The following is a 13,631-nucleotide window of genomic DNA, read 5'->3' on the forward strand; positions in this document are numbered from 1 at the left end:
GCGGCGGCTACCATCCCGGCATGACCCGCCCCGAGTTCGTCGGACTGCTGCTTTCGACCATTGCCAGGCTCATCACCGGTGCCCAGGGGCACTGGTACGGCAGCCCGCCGAAGGCCGAGCAGCGCATCTACTTCGCCAACCACCAGAGCCACTTCGACTGGGTGCTGATCTGGGCCTCGCTGCCGCACGACCTGCGGGCGCAGACGCGGCCGATCGCCGCGCGCGACTACTGGACCTCGTCGCCGCTGAAGCACTGGATCACGCGCGAGGTGTTCAATGCGGTCTACGTGAGCCGCGTGCGCACCGAGGACGAAGACCCGCTGGAGCCGCTGGTCGACGCGCTGCGCAACGGCGACTCGCTGGTGATCTTTCCCGAAGGCACGCGCGGCAACAAGGGCGAGCCGCAGGCCTTCAAGGCGGGCCTCTACCATCTGGCCGAGCAGTTCCCCGACGTGCAGCTGATACCCACCTGGATCGACAACGTACAACGCGTGATGCCCAAGGGCGAAGTGGTTCCGGTGCCGATCCTCTGCTCGGTGACCTTCGGCGCGCCGATGACGCTGGCGGCCGGTGAAGACAAGCGCGTCTTCCTCGACCGCGCGCGTTCCGCGGTGCTGGCGCTCAGCAAGGTGGCGGCCTGATGGGTGCGCTGCGTCAACTGACGGTGAGCCAGCAGGTCGGCCTGCTGTTCGTGATCATCTTCGGGCTGCTGGCGATCGTGACCGGCCTGGCGTTCGCGCGCTCGCTGCGCGAGCTGTCGCCCGAGATGGCGGAGCTGACCGAGCGCTTCCGCCGCGAGCTGCGCGCGGTGTGGATCGGCACGGTGCTGTTCTGGGTGGCCTGGGCATCGGGCGCGTTCATCGCGACACTGCTGTTCGCGTTGATGAGCTTCCTCGCGCTGCGCGAGTTCATCACGCTGACGCACACCCGGCGCGGCGATCACCGCGCGCTGCTGGCGGCCTTCTTCGTCGTGCTGCCGGCGCAGTACTTCCTGGCGGGCACGCGCCATTTCGACCTGTTCACCGTGTTCATCCCGGTCTATGCGTTCGCGGCGCTGCCGATCCTCGCGGCGCTCGGCAACGACGCGACGCGTTTTCTGGAGCGCACCGCGAAGATCCAGTGGGGCACGATGGTGTGCATCTACGGCATGAGCCACGCGCCGGCGCTGCTGCTGCTCGACTTCGAGGGCTACCAGGAGCGCGGCGCCTTCCTGGTGCTGTACCTGGTGCTGGTGGTGGCGTGTGCGCAGGGCGTGCAGGCGCTGGCAAGCCGGCGCGTGCGCGCACGTCCGGTGGCCCGCCACATCGACCGTGCGTTCTCGTGGCGCGCCTTCATCATCGGCGCACTGGGCGGCGGGCTGGTCGGCGGGCTGCTGTACTGGATCACGCCGTTCAAGCCGGCGCAGTCGCTGCTGATCGGCTTCATCGCGTCGGGCTGCGGCACGCTGGGCTCGCTGGTGATGCAGGCGCTGAAGCGCGACGCCGGCGTGCGGCGCTGGGGCAACCGCGCGTCGGTGACGGGTGCGGTCGGGCTGCTCGACCGCGTCGCGCCGCTCGCGTTCGCGGCGCCGGTGTTCTTCCATTCGGTGCGGTGGTACTTCGATGCGTGATGAGCGCCACCTGACATGCGCATCCTAGGCATCGACCCCGGCTTGCGGACCACCGGCTTCGGCGTGGTCGACATCGACGGCACGCAGCTGCACTACGTCGCCAGCGGCACCATCAAGACCGATGCCGCCGACATCGGCCACCTGCCGGCGCGGCTGAAGATCATCTTCGACGGCGTGCGGGAGGTCGCCGCCCGCTACGAGCCGCATTGCGCGTCGGTCGAGATCGTCTTCGTCAACGTGAACCCGCAGAGCACGCTGCTGCTGGGCCAGGCCCGCGGCGCGGCGCTGACCGCGCTGGTGTCGGGCAACCTGGAGGTGGCCGAGTACACCGCGCTGCAGATGAAGAAGGCCATCGTCGGCCACGGCCAGGCGCGCAAGGAGCAGGTGCAGGAAATGATCATGCGGCTGCTGAAGTTGCCCGGCCTGCCCGGCAAGGATGCCGCGGACGCGCTCGGCCTCGCGGTGTGCCATGCGCACGCCGCGAAGTCGTTCGCCGCGATCGATCGCGCGACGCAGCGCACGCGCACGACGCGGGCACAGTTCAAGTCCGGGCGGACGTACTGAGTCTCGGCCACCAAAGCACATCTGTCCCGTTCGCGTCCGTTCGACAGGCTGATAGATTGCCCGCCGGCCTTCACAACCCGGCGGAGACAGTTCATTGAGCACCGTTGCCATACCCGAGTGGACGCCGCTGGGCATCCTGCCGCCGATGGACTCGCAAAACCCCACAGCGCCGCAACGCTCGCCCTATTCCATTTCGATGCTGGATCTGGTGATGCGGTTCGCGACCAGCCCGGCGCGCCATCAGATCTTGTCGGGATTCGTACACTACCGCGCAGCGCTGCATGCCATCGGCCTTGTCAGCGGGATGCAGTGGCTTGATGGCAGCTTCATGGAGCACATTGAACTGCTCGAGCAGCGTGCACCTCGGGACATCGATGTGGTCACTTTTCTTCATTCACCACCAGGATTCGCGCCCGGTCCGGACAACACCAGCGTCCTCGATCACGACGAAGCCAAGACCCGCTTCCACGTCGACAGCTACTTCGTGGAACTCGACAAGCTGCCGGCACGAACCATCGTCGCCCTGAGCACCTACTGGTACAGCCTCTGGTCGCACCGGCGCAACGCGACCTGGAAAGGCTTTCTGCAAGTCGATCTCGAGCCCGCCACCGATCTGCTGGCGCGGCAATGGCTCGACCGCTACGATTCGCTGCATCCATGACAGCCGACGAACGCCACCACCTGCTTGCCGACCAACAGTTCCTTCGCGATCAGTTGGCACAGCTTCCGGCGTCGGCACTGCTGACGCGCAGCAGCACTGAAGCCCGCCTGCGTGCCGTCGAAACGCGCCTTCAGGAAACGCCCGAGGCTCTCGAACCGGAACCCGCTCGTGCCCGACTCACTTTCAGCGGCGCACCGGTGGTGGCCAGCCGCGGTGTCTCTGCCGACTTCGGCATGCGCGCGGTGAACAGCTTCAGCGAAGCCATTGCAGCCATGGCCGCTTCCTTGTCGGCGCCACTCGCTGCCTCGGGCCCGATTCCAAATCGCGGACAGAACCCGCTGCTCATCACGAGCACGGCACTGGGATCCTTCGGCTTCGAACTCGAGGAACACAGCCCGGACCCAACCCCTTCCCTGGAGCGCAGTGCGATGGCCACGGCGCTTGAACGCATGCATGCACTTCTCGCGAGCACCTTCGGCACCGACGAGGAGCTGGCCGACGTCGCCTCCGAAACCGATCGGCGCGCCGTCGAGAAGGTGCGAGCGTTCCTCAAGGTGCTGGCGGACCACGATGCGGTCTGCACGTTGCAGGTTGCCGATCGAACTGTCCGCTATGTCGATGTCGGGCAGGTGAAGCAAAGCCTGCAACGATTGGCCGAAGACAATCTGCACGAGGACCACGTCACGTTGACCGGACATTTCACCGGACTGCTTCCCCAGGCCCGAACCTTCGAGTTCAAGACCGACGCTGGCGGCCAGCTCCTGCGGGGCAAGATTGCGCCGACCGTCGAGGACATCGCCGAAATCAATCGCCACCTGGGCGACACGGTGCCGATCGACGTCCTTACCACCCAGGTCGGCAACGGACGCCCCCGCTACCTGCTTGTCCGCTCCCCACGTTGGACCTGAAAACCCCCTGAGATGATTTTGCGAAACTTGATGCGGCTGCTGGCCGCAGGGCTGATCTTCGTGGCAACGGCCGACCCGGCCTGCGCCCAGGAGACTTCGTCATTCCCACCGCTGGAAGCCTCCGGCGCCGCGCCCTACGTGATCGGCACCGAGGCGGATCTCGCCGCATCGCCGAGCTGGACCGACCTGGAAGCGCTCGCGCTGAAAGAGGCGCAGCTGACGCGCGGCGCCTTCACCGGCGTCGACGGCGTGAAGATCCACTACCGGCTGTACCAGCACCGCGCCGAGACGCGCGGCGGCATCGTCATCGCCACCGGCCGCACCGAAGGCCTCGCGCTGTACCAGGAGACAGTGCGCGACCTGGTGCGCAGCGGCTACTCGGTCTACATCCACGACCACCGCGGCCAGGGCTTCTCGCAGCGGCTGCTGCCGCAGGACGATTCGATCGGCCACGTCGAGAACTTCGACGACTACGTGAACGACCTCGCGACCTTCGTCGACAGCCCGGTGCGCACGGCGCGCATCGGCCGGCCGCTGCCGCTGTTCCTGCTGGCGCATTCGATGGGCGGTGCGGCGGCGGCGCTGTTCCTCGAGGCCTCGCCGTCGGCACGCATCGCGGCGCTGGCGCTCGTCACGCCGATGATGGCGCCGTGGGCCACTGGCGCGAGCAACGCCGGCGTCACGGCGCAACTGGCCGACTACCTGTGCGACGGCGGCACGATGCAGCTGTCGGGCATCGCGTGGCTGATGCCGAAGAGCTATGCCGAGGGCACGCCCTTCGATCCGGCCTACGAGCTGATCAGGCAGCGCGCGCCCGACGCACCGAACGCGCTGACGCACAGCGCGGCGCGCTTCAAGCGCCACTGGGACATGCGCGCGCAGGCACGCTGCGACGGGCCGGACTGCGGCTCGCCGCATGCGAAGGTGGGCGGCGTGTCGTACCGCTGGTTCCAGCAGTCCTGCGCCGCCGCCGAGCGGGTGCGCGGCGAGGCCGCGGCGCGCATCCGCCAGCCGGTGCTGCTGCTGCAGGGCGAGCAGGACGTGGTGGTGAAGCCGTCGGCGCAGAAGACCTTCTGCGACACCCTCAACGCAGCGCATGGCGCCGGCTACTGTGTCGGCCGCACGGTGGTGCAGGGCAAGCACTCGCTGCTGATCGAGGCCGATGCGTACCGCATCCCGGTGCTGCACCGGGTGCTCGGCTTCTTCGACTGCGTCGCGAGCGGGGCGCTGCGCTGCGAGTGAGGTTCTTCCAGCCCTTCTAGAATCGCCGCGTCCGCGCTTTCACCGGCGGACAGCGTTCTCAGGGCGGGGCGAAATTCCCCACCGGCGGTATCCGTGAGCGATCACGGGAGCCCGCGAGCGCCCGGTCATGCCGTTGCGTCACGCATCGGTGCGATCGGGGTCAGCAGACCTGGTGCGATGCCAGGGCCGACGGTCACAGTCCGGATGAAAGAGAAACGCGAATGTCACGGGCACGGCGGCTTCGGCTGCAGCGCTCGCGTTGTCGCGCGCCCTGATTCTGGCCATCCAACTCGAGGACCCCATGAATCAGACCCTCACCACTCTCTCCCCCACCGACGCGCCGCGCATCGCGGTCGTCTGCGCCTCCTGGCACCGCGAGATCGTCGAACAGGCCCGTCGCGGGCTGCTCGACGAGTTCGAGCGACGACGGATCCCGACCCACGGCATCGAGGCGTTCGACGTGCCCGGCGCGTTCGAGATCCCGCTGCATGCGCAGAAGCTCGCGCGCAGTGGCCGCTACGACGCGGTCATCGGCTGCGCGCTCGTCGTCGACGGCGGCATCTACCGGCATGAGTTCGTCAGCGCCGCGGTGATCGACGGCCTGATGCGCGTTCAGCTGGACACCGGCGTACCGGTGTTCTCGGCCGTGCTGACGCCGCGGCACTTCCACGAGCATGCGGAGCACCGGCAGTTCTTCAGCGAGCACTTCGTCAAGAAGGGCGCCGAAGTGGCCGGTGCCTGCCTGGCGACGCTCGAAGCGCTGAGGGCGCTGCCGGCCTGATCAGTGCTTGCGGCGGTCGAGGCTCGAATGGCCCTCGATCGCCGGCGACGGGCGCAGGCGTTGCGGCGACAGCTCCTCGCGCGCACGCTGCTCGAACGACGTCAACCGGCCGAACTCGAACAGCACCAGGCCGATCAGCCCGATGCCGCCGGCCAACGCGAGCACCTGCGCCGCCAGCAGCGCATCGGCCGCATGCAGCCACGGGCCCGCCACCAGGCTCGCCAAGCCGACCACCGCGCCGGCGTGCAACCCGGCCGAACCGATGCGCTGCAAGGCGTCGGACAGGCCGGCCGCCGGCCAGGCGTCCAGCGTGCCGGGCACGCGCACGACCAGGCCGATGCGGTACAGGCCCGCAAGCACCAGCACCAGCGCGCTCAGGCCGGCGACCAGCGCGGCGGCGGCCGTGGCAGCATCGCCGAGGGCCGGCAGGCCGCCCAGCCGCGCCAGCGCGAACGGCAGCAACAACCCGAACAGGTTCAGGCAGTAACAAAGCTTGAGCAGGAACGTGGCCCGTTTCATGTGGTCTGAGTCTTCTGAAGTGAAACGCCTCCCCGGCGCTGAACGGCGCAGTCTAGCGAGCGCGCGCCCGGCCGTCGCGCGGCACGCTCCCCCTCTGTTGGGGGGTGTGTCGGCCAACCGCGACAAGGATCGCACGAACCGGGCCGCCGCGGCGGGGCTGGACGGCATGGCCCTGCCATGGAGAATGGCGCCTTTTCCCCGCCGGAGAGCCCCGATGCCCCACCGCCATCTCGACACCCGCAAGCGCTGGCTCGCCTTGGCCGTGCTGTGCCTGGGCGTGCTGATGATCGTGCTCGACACGACCATCGTGAACGTCGCGTTGCCGTCGATCCGCAGCGACCTCGGCTTCTCGGAGACCTCGCTGGTGTGGGTGGTCAACGCCTACATGCTGACCTTCGGCGGCTTCCTGCTGCTGGGCGGGCGGCTCGGCGACCTGTACGGCCAGCGGCGGCTGTTCCTGCTCGGCATCGCCGGCTTCACGCTGGCGTCGCTCGGCTGCGGGCTGGCGCAGTCGCAGGGGGTGCTGATCGTCGCGCGTGCGGTGCAGGGCCTGGCCGGCGCGGTGGTGTCGGCGATCTCGCTGTCGTTGATCATGAATCTCTTCACCGAGCCGGCCGAGCGTGCCAAGGCGATGGGCGTCTACGGCTTCGTCTGCGCCGGTGGCGGCAGCATCGGCGTGCTGCTGGGCGGGCTGCTGACCGGCGCGCTGAGCTGGCACTGGATCTTCCTCGTCAACCTGCCGATCGGCATCGCGGTGGCGGCGCTGTGCCTCGTGCTGCTGCCGGCCACGCCGCCGGCCGCGCATGGCGCGAAGCTCGATGTGGCGGGCGCGGCGACGATCACCATCGCGTTGATGCTGGCGGTGTATGCGATCGTCAACGGCAACGAGGCGGGCTGGCTGTCGGCGCAGACGCTCGGCTTGCTCGGCGGCGCCGTCGTGCTGCTGGGTGCGTTCTTCGCGATCGAGTCGCGCGTGGCCGAGCCGCTGGTGCCGCTGTCGCTGTTCCGGCTGCGCAACCTGTCGACGGCCAACATCGTCGGCGTGCTGTGGGCGGCCGGCATGTTCGCGTGGTTCTTCATCTCGGCGCTGTACCTGCAACTCGTGCTGGGCTACACGCCGATGCAGGTGGGGCTCGCGTTCCTGCCGTCCAACCTGATCATGGCGGCGTTCTCGCTCGGGCTGTCGGCGAAGCTGGTGATGCGCTTCGGGCTGAAGAAGCCGCTGGCCGGGGGGCTGCTGGTGGCCGCGCTCGGGCTGGCGTTGTTCGCTCGCGCGCCGGTCGATGGCAACTTCTGGATCGACGTGCTGCCGAGCATGCTGCTGCTCGGCGTGGGGGCCGGCGTCGCGTTCAACCCGCTGCTGCTGGCGGCGATGAGCGAGGTGCAGCCGCAGGATTCGGGGCTGGCCTCGGGCATCGTCAACAAGGCGTTCATGATGGGCGGCGCGCTGGGGCTGGCGGTACTGGCCAGCCTGGCGGCGGCGCGCACCGATGCGTTGGTGTCAGCGGGCGCGGACCCGAAGGAGGCGCTCACCGCCGGCTACCACCTTGCGTTCCTGATCGGCGCGGTGTTCGCCGCGGCCGGCGGCTTGCTCGGGGCCGCCCGGTTCACGAAGGTCGCGGCGCCGGCCGAGGGTCAGACCGCGCACGCCGCGTGAGTCGCCACCTGCGCCATCAGCTGGTGCACTCGAGCTGCAGTGACTGGATGTGCCCGCCGACGCCGAGCTTGGTGATCAGCCCACCTTCGCGGCTGTTCGGGCCGAAGGCGATCGAGCGGTCCTTGAACATCGCGTGCTCGTAGACGCGCAGCGTGGCCTTCGGGCCGGTCACCAGGCTGTCGATCTCCTTCTTGAGCTGCCGGCCGTTCATCTTGTCGGCGCTTTCGAGCGACACCGGGCCGACCAGCGTCGCGACCTCGCCCTTGAAGTTGCGGTCGCCATAGAACTGGGCCCAGCAGCCCGATTCCAGCTCGGGGGTCGAGATCTGCACCGGCACCTGCACGATGACCGGCTGCGGGCGCGTGTCGCCGGTGGCCGTCTGCAGGTTGCTCGGCGTGGAGCTGCAGCCGGCGGCGATCAACGTGAGAAGGGCGAGCGGGACGGACGTGACGAAGCTTTTCATGCGATTCCTCGTGAAGATGTCGCGGCCCCGACCCCGGAGCCGTCTCTTGATCAATGATCGATGCAGCTTCCCGGCCCGTCGATCGGAGACCGCCGCTTCAGCCTGTAGGCGGCCATCACCTGAGGCGTGCCGGTGAGATCCACGAGAATGTGGCCGGTTCGAACAACGGTCGCCCGGATCATCACTGCCCATCGCCTCGAAACCCATGCCACGGTGCTCGCCGTCGTGGCGGCGCTCCACGTCGCAGGGCTGTGGTTTGTGTTGATGCCGGTGAAGGAGTCCGCCGATCGGCGAGCCGGCGGGATTCGACGCATGCAATGGCTGCTGCTGCCGCTCGCCGCTCGGGTCGCCGAGGAGCCAGTCCGACGCAGTCGATCCGGCGTGACGCCGGGGGCCATCCATCGAACAGCACCGGCGTCCGTCTCTCGGCCGATCGATGCTGGACCGATCCATGCCGAGATTGCCTCACCCTCGTCGACGATGGACGCCCGAAGCGCCGAACCGGCGGCGAGCCAGCCGCTTCGGCTCGACGAGTCCGTTCTCCGGCGGGCGGTCGCGTCAAGCAGATCCGGTCTGGCGACGATGATGGGCCGGGGCGATCCGGCGTTGCTCCCCCGCGCGAAGTCGCAAGGCGAGCAACTGACGAGCTCGATCGGCAAGGCCGTGAAGCCGGACTGCCTTCACCCGGATGACGGCAAGGAGCAAGCCGCAGGATTCACCGGATTGCTGGCCTTGCCCGCGCTCGCGAAGGCGGCCCTGAGCGGCGATTGCCGCTGAGGGATCAGTCCTCGCTCTTCAGCTGCGGCAGCGCGGCGCCACCGGCCGAGCTCAGCAGCCCCGCCTGCGCATACACCATCAGCTTCTCGCGCGTGTCGGCGATGTCGAGGTTGCGCATCGTCAGCTGGCCGATGCGGTCCAGCGGCGAGAACGGCGCGTTCTCGACCTTCTCCATCGACAGCCGCTCCGGCGCGTAGGTCAGGTTCGGGCTCTCGGTGTTGAGGATCGAGTAGTCGTTGCCGCGGCGCAGTTCCACCGTGACCTCACCGGTGATCGCGCGCGCCACCCAGCGTTGCGCGGTCTCGCGCAGCATGATGGCCTGCGGGTCGAACCAGCGGCCCTGGTACAGCAGGCGACCGAGCTTGAGCCCGTTCATGCGGTACTGCTCGATCGTGTCTTCGTTGTGGATGCCGGTCACGAGGCGCTCGTAGGCGATGTGCAGCAGCGCCAGCCCCGGGGCTTCGTAGATGCCGCGGCTCTTGGCCTCGATGATACGGTTCTCGATCTGGTCGCTCATGCCCAGGCCGTGTCGCCCGCCGATGCGGTTGGCCTCGAGGAACAGCTCCACCGGGCCGGCGAAGGTCTGGCCGTTCAGCGCGACCGGCCGACCCTCTTCGAAGCGCACCGTGACCTCTTCGGCCTTGACCGCCACGTCGTCGCGCCAGAAGGCCACGCCCATGATCGGGTTGACGATGCGGATGCCGCTGTTCAGGTGCTCCAGGTCCTTGGCCTCGTGCGTGGCGCCAAGCATGTTGGAGTCGGTGGAGTAGGCCTTCTCGGCCGACATCTTGTAGCCGAAGCCGGCCTTCGTCATGAAGGCCGACATCTCGGCGCGGCCGCCCAGTTCGTCGATGAAGAGCTGGTCGAGCCAGGGCTTGTAGATCTTCAGGCTCGGGTTGGTCAGCAGGCCGTAGCGGTAGAAGCGCTCGATGTCGTTGCCCTTGAAGGTGCTGCCGTCGCCCCAGATGTTGACGTCGTCTTCCTTCATGGCCGCGACCAGCATCGTGCCGGTGACCGCGCGGCCGAGCGGCGTGGTGTTGAAGTAGGTGATGCCGGCGGTGGAGATGTGGAAGGCGCCGGCCTGCAGCGCGGCGATGCCTTCATTGGCCAGTTGCAGCCGGCAGTCGACCAGGCGGGCCTTCTCGGCGCCGTACTGCATCGCCTTGCGCGGGATCTCGTCGTAGTCGGGCTCGTCGGGCTGGCCGAGGTTGGCGGTGTAGGCATAGGGCAAGGCGCCCTTGAGCTTCATCCAGTGCAGCGCGGCGCTGGTGTCCAGGCCGCCGGAGAAGGCGATGCCGACTTTCTGCCCGAGGGGCAGGTTCTGGAGGATGGTGGCCATCTGGGATCTTCGAGAGGAGGAAAGGGTCCGACGAGCGGGGCGGGCCGCTATTTTCGGTCTTTTTTGATCCGATCCATCCAAGCTCCTTGGGCAGCGATGGGCCGCGGGTCATCCGGCCCGCTGGATCGTCGAGTGGCATCAGGTCTCCATCGTTTCTGCACACTGATGTCGTATCTGCGCGGGCGCGCGCAGATACGGAAATTGGCGTTGGGTGTCATCGTCAATCGGCGGCCTGTTGCAGGCCGCCGACGGCCACACACAACGCTTGCCATTGATCGAGGTCGGCGATTCAATGAGCGCAGTGCGCCGGCCAAGCAGTCCCCTCAAGAGGGTGTGGCAGCGCGAATCGATCAACCGCTTGTCAAAACTCGACCATGAACACGACGACCCACGCAGGGGTCATTGCTGTCACGACCTGCCTGCTTCTGCCTGCTGTCCCATGCCACGCTGATATCCCACCGCCGCCGGTGTCTCCCACTCCAGTGCGAGCCTATGAATACGATGCCGAAGGAAATGTCACCAAGATCACCCGTGATCCGGGCGGCCTGAACGTTCAAACGCGTGTGGGCTATGACGCGCAGTACCGCGTGAAGGAGCTGACCGACCCGAAGAACGGCAAGACCGCGATCGAGTACGACGGCGGAGGACGCCCGACCAAGGTGACCGACCCGCGCAACCTGGTCACGCAATACCCGCGCAACGGCTTTGGCGATGCCACGCAGCTGATCAGTCCGGACACCGGCATCACGAATATCACGTATGACGCAGCTCGGCGCCTGAAGACCCGCACCGACAGCCGAGGCGTCACCGAGACCTACACCTACGACCTTGAAGGGCGTCTGACCAGCGTCGGCTACGCGCAGAGCGGCCAGCCAAGCCAGACCATCACGTGGAACTGGGATCTGACCGGGCCCGACTACACGTACAGCATTGGCCGCCTGAGTCGCACCGACCACCCGAGCGGCTTTGCCCGTGTCAAGTACGACCCGCGGGGTCGGATCACGGAAGCCGTGCAGTCGGTGAACGCGAAGGCCGGTGCGAATACCGTGCCGATCGTGACGACGGTGAAGTACGCCTACTCGCACGGCGACCTGATGACCATCACCTACCCGTCGGGCCGGGTGCTGGTGATCACGCGCGATGTCGGCGAACTCATCGCCATGAGCCTGGCCAAGGACGCGGGCAGCACGCCCATCCCGCTGATCAGCAACGTGAAGTGGGAACCCTTCGGCCCGGTGAGCGGCTGGGACTGGCACATGACGAGCGGCTTGGTGCCGCACATGCGGCAGTTCGACCTGAGCGGCCGCATCGTGCGCTACCCGTTGGGCAACGTGCTGCGCGACGTGACCTACGACGCGGCCGACCGCATCACCGATTTCACGCACCTGCTGGCAAGTGACGGCACCGCGCAGCCAGCACTGGACCAGAGCTTCGGCTATGACGAGAACAGCCAACTCACCAGCATCACGACGGCCGCATCGAGTTGGTCGATCGCCTATGACCCGAACGGCAACCGCACCAGCGTGAGCCTGAACGGCAGCCCTAGCACGTACACGACCGAGGCGACGAGCAACCGGCTGACGAGCCTCACGAACCCGGCCCGCAGCTTCGGCTACGACAACGCCGGCAACACGACCAGCGACAGCGCGAACTACACGGCGACCTACGGCCTGAACGGCGCGATCACCAGCATCACCAAAGCCGGCGTGACGGGCAGCTACGACTACGACGCCAAACGCCGCCGCATCCGCAAGGTGACGAGCACCGGCGAGACGGTGATCTTCGTATACGACCTCGAAGGACAGTTGCTCGGCGAATACGACCAGACCGGCAAGGCGCTGCGCGAGTACGTGTGGCTGGACAACATCCCGGTGGCGATGTTCATGCCAGATCCGACCAACGCGAGCCCGAGCGCAGCCCCGCTGGTGTTCTACATCCACGCCGATCACCTGAACGCGCCGCGCATCGTCGTCGACCGGAACGGCGCCAAGCGCTGGCGCTGGCTGGCCGAGCCGTTCGGCACGACGGCACCGGAGACCAATCCCGACGGGCTTGGGGCATTCGGGCAGAACCTGCGGTTCCCCGGGCAGTATGCGGATGCGGAGAGCGGGCTGTTCTACAACTACTTCCGCAGCTACGACGGTTCAAGAGGTGGCTACTCGCAAGCAGATCCCAGCGGGCTGCGAGGTGGGATCAACGGCTACGCGTATGTCAGCGGCGACCCACTGAACTATGTTGACCCGAACGGCCTCGCGAGCTGCAAATGGACGTGGTTCGCTTTGGTCTGCGAATATGGATCGCCACCAGTCGTCGATCCCGACTACCCGTCCATGACGCCTCAATCCGCGTCATGGCCTGCGTTCCGGAATCCGTTCGAAGGAATATTTGCAGCGTCTCGGCCAAAAGGCATGTCGCCGCTCGAAGAGCGTCAATGGGATCGGCACTGCCAGAATGCTGGCGACCCGTGCCTCGCGCTCAAGGCCGCTGCTCAACAGGCAATCGCTGCGGCTCGGGTGAAAATGAACAACATGCTGCAGGATCCGAGCAAGCTGTTCACGCTCGCCTATGACGTTCCGAACAGGGCGTTGACAGGAACGTCCACGACCTGGGTAGGCCATCGACCAGGGTTGCAAGGAATGATCGACAACATCAATGCGATGATTTCCCTCGGACAGAGAATGGGATGCGACATGACAGCAGAGATCATCGCTTCAAGCACCCTCTACATACCCAACGCTCCATTGACACCATGAAGCTCAACCTTGAACTAGCGTTGTTCTATGGTTCGACCGCCGCATTCGGAAACATGTCGGGCGAGATTGATTTGCCTGTGGTTCCACAGACGGGAAACACGATCTCCTTCATGTTTCCGAACAACGATGTGCAGCCCATGATCGTCAGCGGCTTCGACGGGTTGCTTACCGTGGCTGGTGTGCGCTTCGCGCCGCAGTCGCTCAAGACCGCCATCACGTTGGATCTTGGAGAAATCACGGTGCAGACACGCGAGGATGCTCGCAAGGTCATGACGTACCTGGAGAATGGGTTCGGACTATTCGGGGATGAGTACGCCGAAGCTTCGTAGGCGTGAGGAAAGCAGTGATCCCCCAATCT

Annotated in this window: 14 protein-coding genes and 1 riboswitch; of the genes, 11 read left to right on the top strand and 3 right to left on the bottom strand. The window is 66.9% G+C overall.

The genetic code is table 11. The features are described 5' to 3' along the window. The first annotated feature begins 20 nt into the window (after positions 1–20). The 7 genes from BUE42_RS13530 (at position 21) to BUE42_RS13560 (ending at position 5,765) form a co-directional block, all read left to right on the top strand. Entirely contained in the window at positions 21–641 is a 621-nt protein-coding gene (locus tag BUE42_RS13530) for a lysophospholipid acyltransferase family protein (protein WP_073465635.1), read from the top strand. Next, the gene (locus tag BUE42_RS13535; RefSeq protein ID WP_073465636.1) at positions 641–1,609 is read left to right on the top strand and encodes a phosphatidate cytidylyltransferase; all 969 of its coding nucleotides are present in this window, start codon (positions 641–643) and stop codon (positions 1,607–1,609) included. Before BUE42_RS13530 ends, BUE42_RS13535 begins: the two co-directional genes overlap by 1 nt. Positions 1,610–1,624: 15 nt before the next feature. Beyond that, entirely contained in the window at positions 1,625–2,173 is a 549-nt protein-coding gene (gene ruvC, locus BUE42_RS13540) for a crossover junction endodeoxyribonuclease RuvC (protein WP_073465637.1), read from the top strand. Positions 2,174–2,267: 94 nt separating this feature from the next. Then, a complete protein-coding gene (locus tag BUE42_RS13545; RefSeq protein WP_083614114.1) occupies positions 2,268–2,834 on the top strand; it encodes a DUF6932 family protein in 567 nt (188 codons plus the stop codon). Beyond that, the gene (locus BUE42_RS13550) at positions 2,831–3,742 is read left to right on the top strand and encodes a hypothetical protein (RefSeq protein ID WP_073465639.1); all 912 of its coding nucleotides are present in this window, start codon (positions 2,831–2,833) and stop codon (positions 3,740–3,742) included. The genes BUE42_RS13545 and BUE42_RS13550 overlap by 4 nt, the downstream gene beginning before the upstream one ends. 12 nt (positions 3,743–3,754) lie before the next feature. After that, the gene (locus tag BUE42_RS13555; protein ID WP_083614115.1) at positions 3,755–4,984 is read left to right on the top strand and encodes an alpha/beta fold hydrolase; all 1,230 of its coding nucleotides are present in this window, start codon (positions 3,755–3,757) and stop codon (positions 4,982–4,984) included. Positions 4,985–5,034: 50 nt separating this feature from the next. Continuing rightward, positions 5,035–5,205: riboswitch (FMN riboswitch) on the top strand. An 80-nt stretch (positions 5,206–5,285) separates the two neighbouring features. After that, positions 5,286–5,765 (top strand): 6,7-dimethyl-8-ribityllumazine synthase, encoded by a 480-nt coding sequence (locus tag BUE42_RS13560; RefSeq protein ID WP_073465641.1) that lies wholly within the window; start codon positions 5,286–5,288, stop codon positions 5,763–5,765. Here the strand turns inward: BUE42_RS13560 and BUE42_RS13565 are convergent, their stop codons facing one another. After that, the gene (locus BUE42_RS13565; RefSeq protein ID WP_073465642.1) at positions 5,766–6,284 is read right to left on the bottom strand and encodes a hypothetical protein; all 519 of its coding nucleotides are present in this window, start codon (positions 6,282–6,284) and stop codon (positions 5,766–5,768) included. Between the two features lie 214 nt (positions 6,285–6,498). Between BUE42_RS13565 and BUE42_RS13570 the strand changes: the two genes are divergently transcribed. After that, positions 6,499–7,941: a DHA2 family efflux MFS transporter permease subunit gene (locus tag BUE42_RS13570; RefSeq protein WP_073465643.1), complete on the top strand. Its 1,443-nt coding sequence runs from the start codon at positions 6,499–6,501 to the stop codon at positions 7,939–7,941. Positions 7,942–7,957: 16 nt separating this feature from the next. Here the strand turns inward: BUE42_RS13570 and BUE42_RS13575 are convergent, their stop codons facing one another. Next, positions 7,958–8,404, bottom strand: coding sequence for a hypothetical protein (locus BUE42_RS13575; protein WP_073465644.1), 447 nt, complete (start codon positions 8,402–8,404; stop codon positions 7,958–7,960). Between the two features lie 132 nt (positions 8,405–8,536). On the opposite strand from BUE42_RS13575, the gene BUE42_RS13580 reads away from it, so the two are divergent. Then, positions 8,537–9,181 (top strand): hypothetical protein, encoded by a 645-nt coding sequence (locus BUE42_RS13580; RefSeq protein WP_143171484.1) that lies wholly within the window; start codon positions 8,537–8,539, stop codon positions 9,179–9,181. Positions 9,182–9,185: 4 nt separating this feature from the next. On the opposite strand, the gene argG is transcribed toward BUE42_RS13580, so the two are convergent. Continuing rightward, positions 9,186–10,520 carry an argininosuccinate synthase gene (argG, locus tag BUE42_RS13585; protein ID WP_073465646.1) on the bottom strand — a complete coding sequence of 445 codons (1,335 nt, stop codon included), beginning with the start codon at positions 10,518–10,520 and terminating at the stop codon, positions 9,186–9,188. Between the two features lie 374 nt (positions 10,521–10,894). Between argG and BUE42_RS13590 the strand changes: the two genes are divergently transcribed. Then, entirely contained in the window at positions 10,895–13,273 is a 2,379-nt protein-coding gene (locus tag BUE42_RS13590) for an RHS repeat domain-containing protein (RefSeq protein WP_083614116.1), read from the top strand. Beyond that, positions 13,270–13,602 (top strand): hypothetical protein, encoded by a 333-nt coding sequence (locus BUE42_RS13595; RefSeq protein ID WP_073465648.1) that lies wholly within the window; start codon positions 13,270–13,272, stop codon positions 13,600–13,602. Before BUE42_RS13590 ends, BUE42_RS13595 begins: the two co-directional genes overlap by 4 nt. Positions 13,603–13,631: the final 29 nt, after the last annotated feature.

Source organism: Rhizobacter sp. OV335, assembly GCF_900142965.1.
Lineage (GTDB): Bacteria > Pseudomonadota > Gammaproteobacteria > Burkholderiales > Burkholderiaceae_C > Rhizobacter.

Coding starts and splice junctions, on each gene's coding strand:
- ruvC (WP_073465637.1), top strand. CDS start 1,625: ATGCGCATCCTAGGCATCGACCCCGGCTTGCGGACCACCGGCTTCGGC.
- BUE42_RS13555 (WP_083614115.1), top strand. CDS start 3,755: ATGATTTTGCGAAACTTGATGCGGCTGCTGGCCGCAGGGCTGATCTTC.
- BUE42_RS13535 (WP_073465636.1), top strand. CDS start 641: ATGGGTGCGCTGCGTCAACTGACGGTGAGCCAGCAGGTCGGCCTGCTG.
- BUE42_RS13530 (WP_073465635.1), top strand. CDS start 21: ATGACCCGCCCCGAGTTCGTCGGACTGCTGCTTTCGACCATTGCCAGG.
- BUE42_RS13570 (WP_073465643.1), top strand. CDS start 6,499: ATGCCCCACCGCCATCTCGACACCCGCAAGCGCTGGCTCGCCTTGGCC.
- BUE42_RS13590 (WP_083614116.1), top strand. CDS start 10,895: ATGAACACGACGACCCACGCAGGGGTCATTGCTGTCACGACCTGCCTG.
- argG (WP_073465646.1), bottom strand. CDS start 10,520: ATGGCCACCATCCTCCAGAACCTGCCCCTCGGGCAGAAAGTCGGCATC.
- BUE42_RS13560 (WP_073465641.1), top strand. CDS start 5,286: ATGAATCAGACCCTCACCACTCTCTCCCCCACCGACGCGCCGCGCATC.
- BUE42_RS13575 (WP_073465644.1), bottom strand. CDS start 8,404: ATGAAAAGCTTCGTCACGTCCGTCCCGCTCGCCCTTCTCACGTTGATC.
- BUE42_RS13565 (WP_073465642.1), bottom strand. CDS start 6,284: ATGAAACGGGCCACGTTCCTGCTCAAGCTTTGTTACTGCCTGAACCTG.
- BUE42_RS13550 (WP_073465639.1), top strand. CDS start 2,831: ATGACAGCCGACGAACGCCACCACCTGCTTGCCGACCAACAGTTCCTT.
- BUE42_RS13595 (WP_073465648.1), top strand. CDS start 13,270: ATGAAGCTCAACCTTGAACTAGCGTTGTTCTATGGTTCGACCGCCGCA.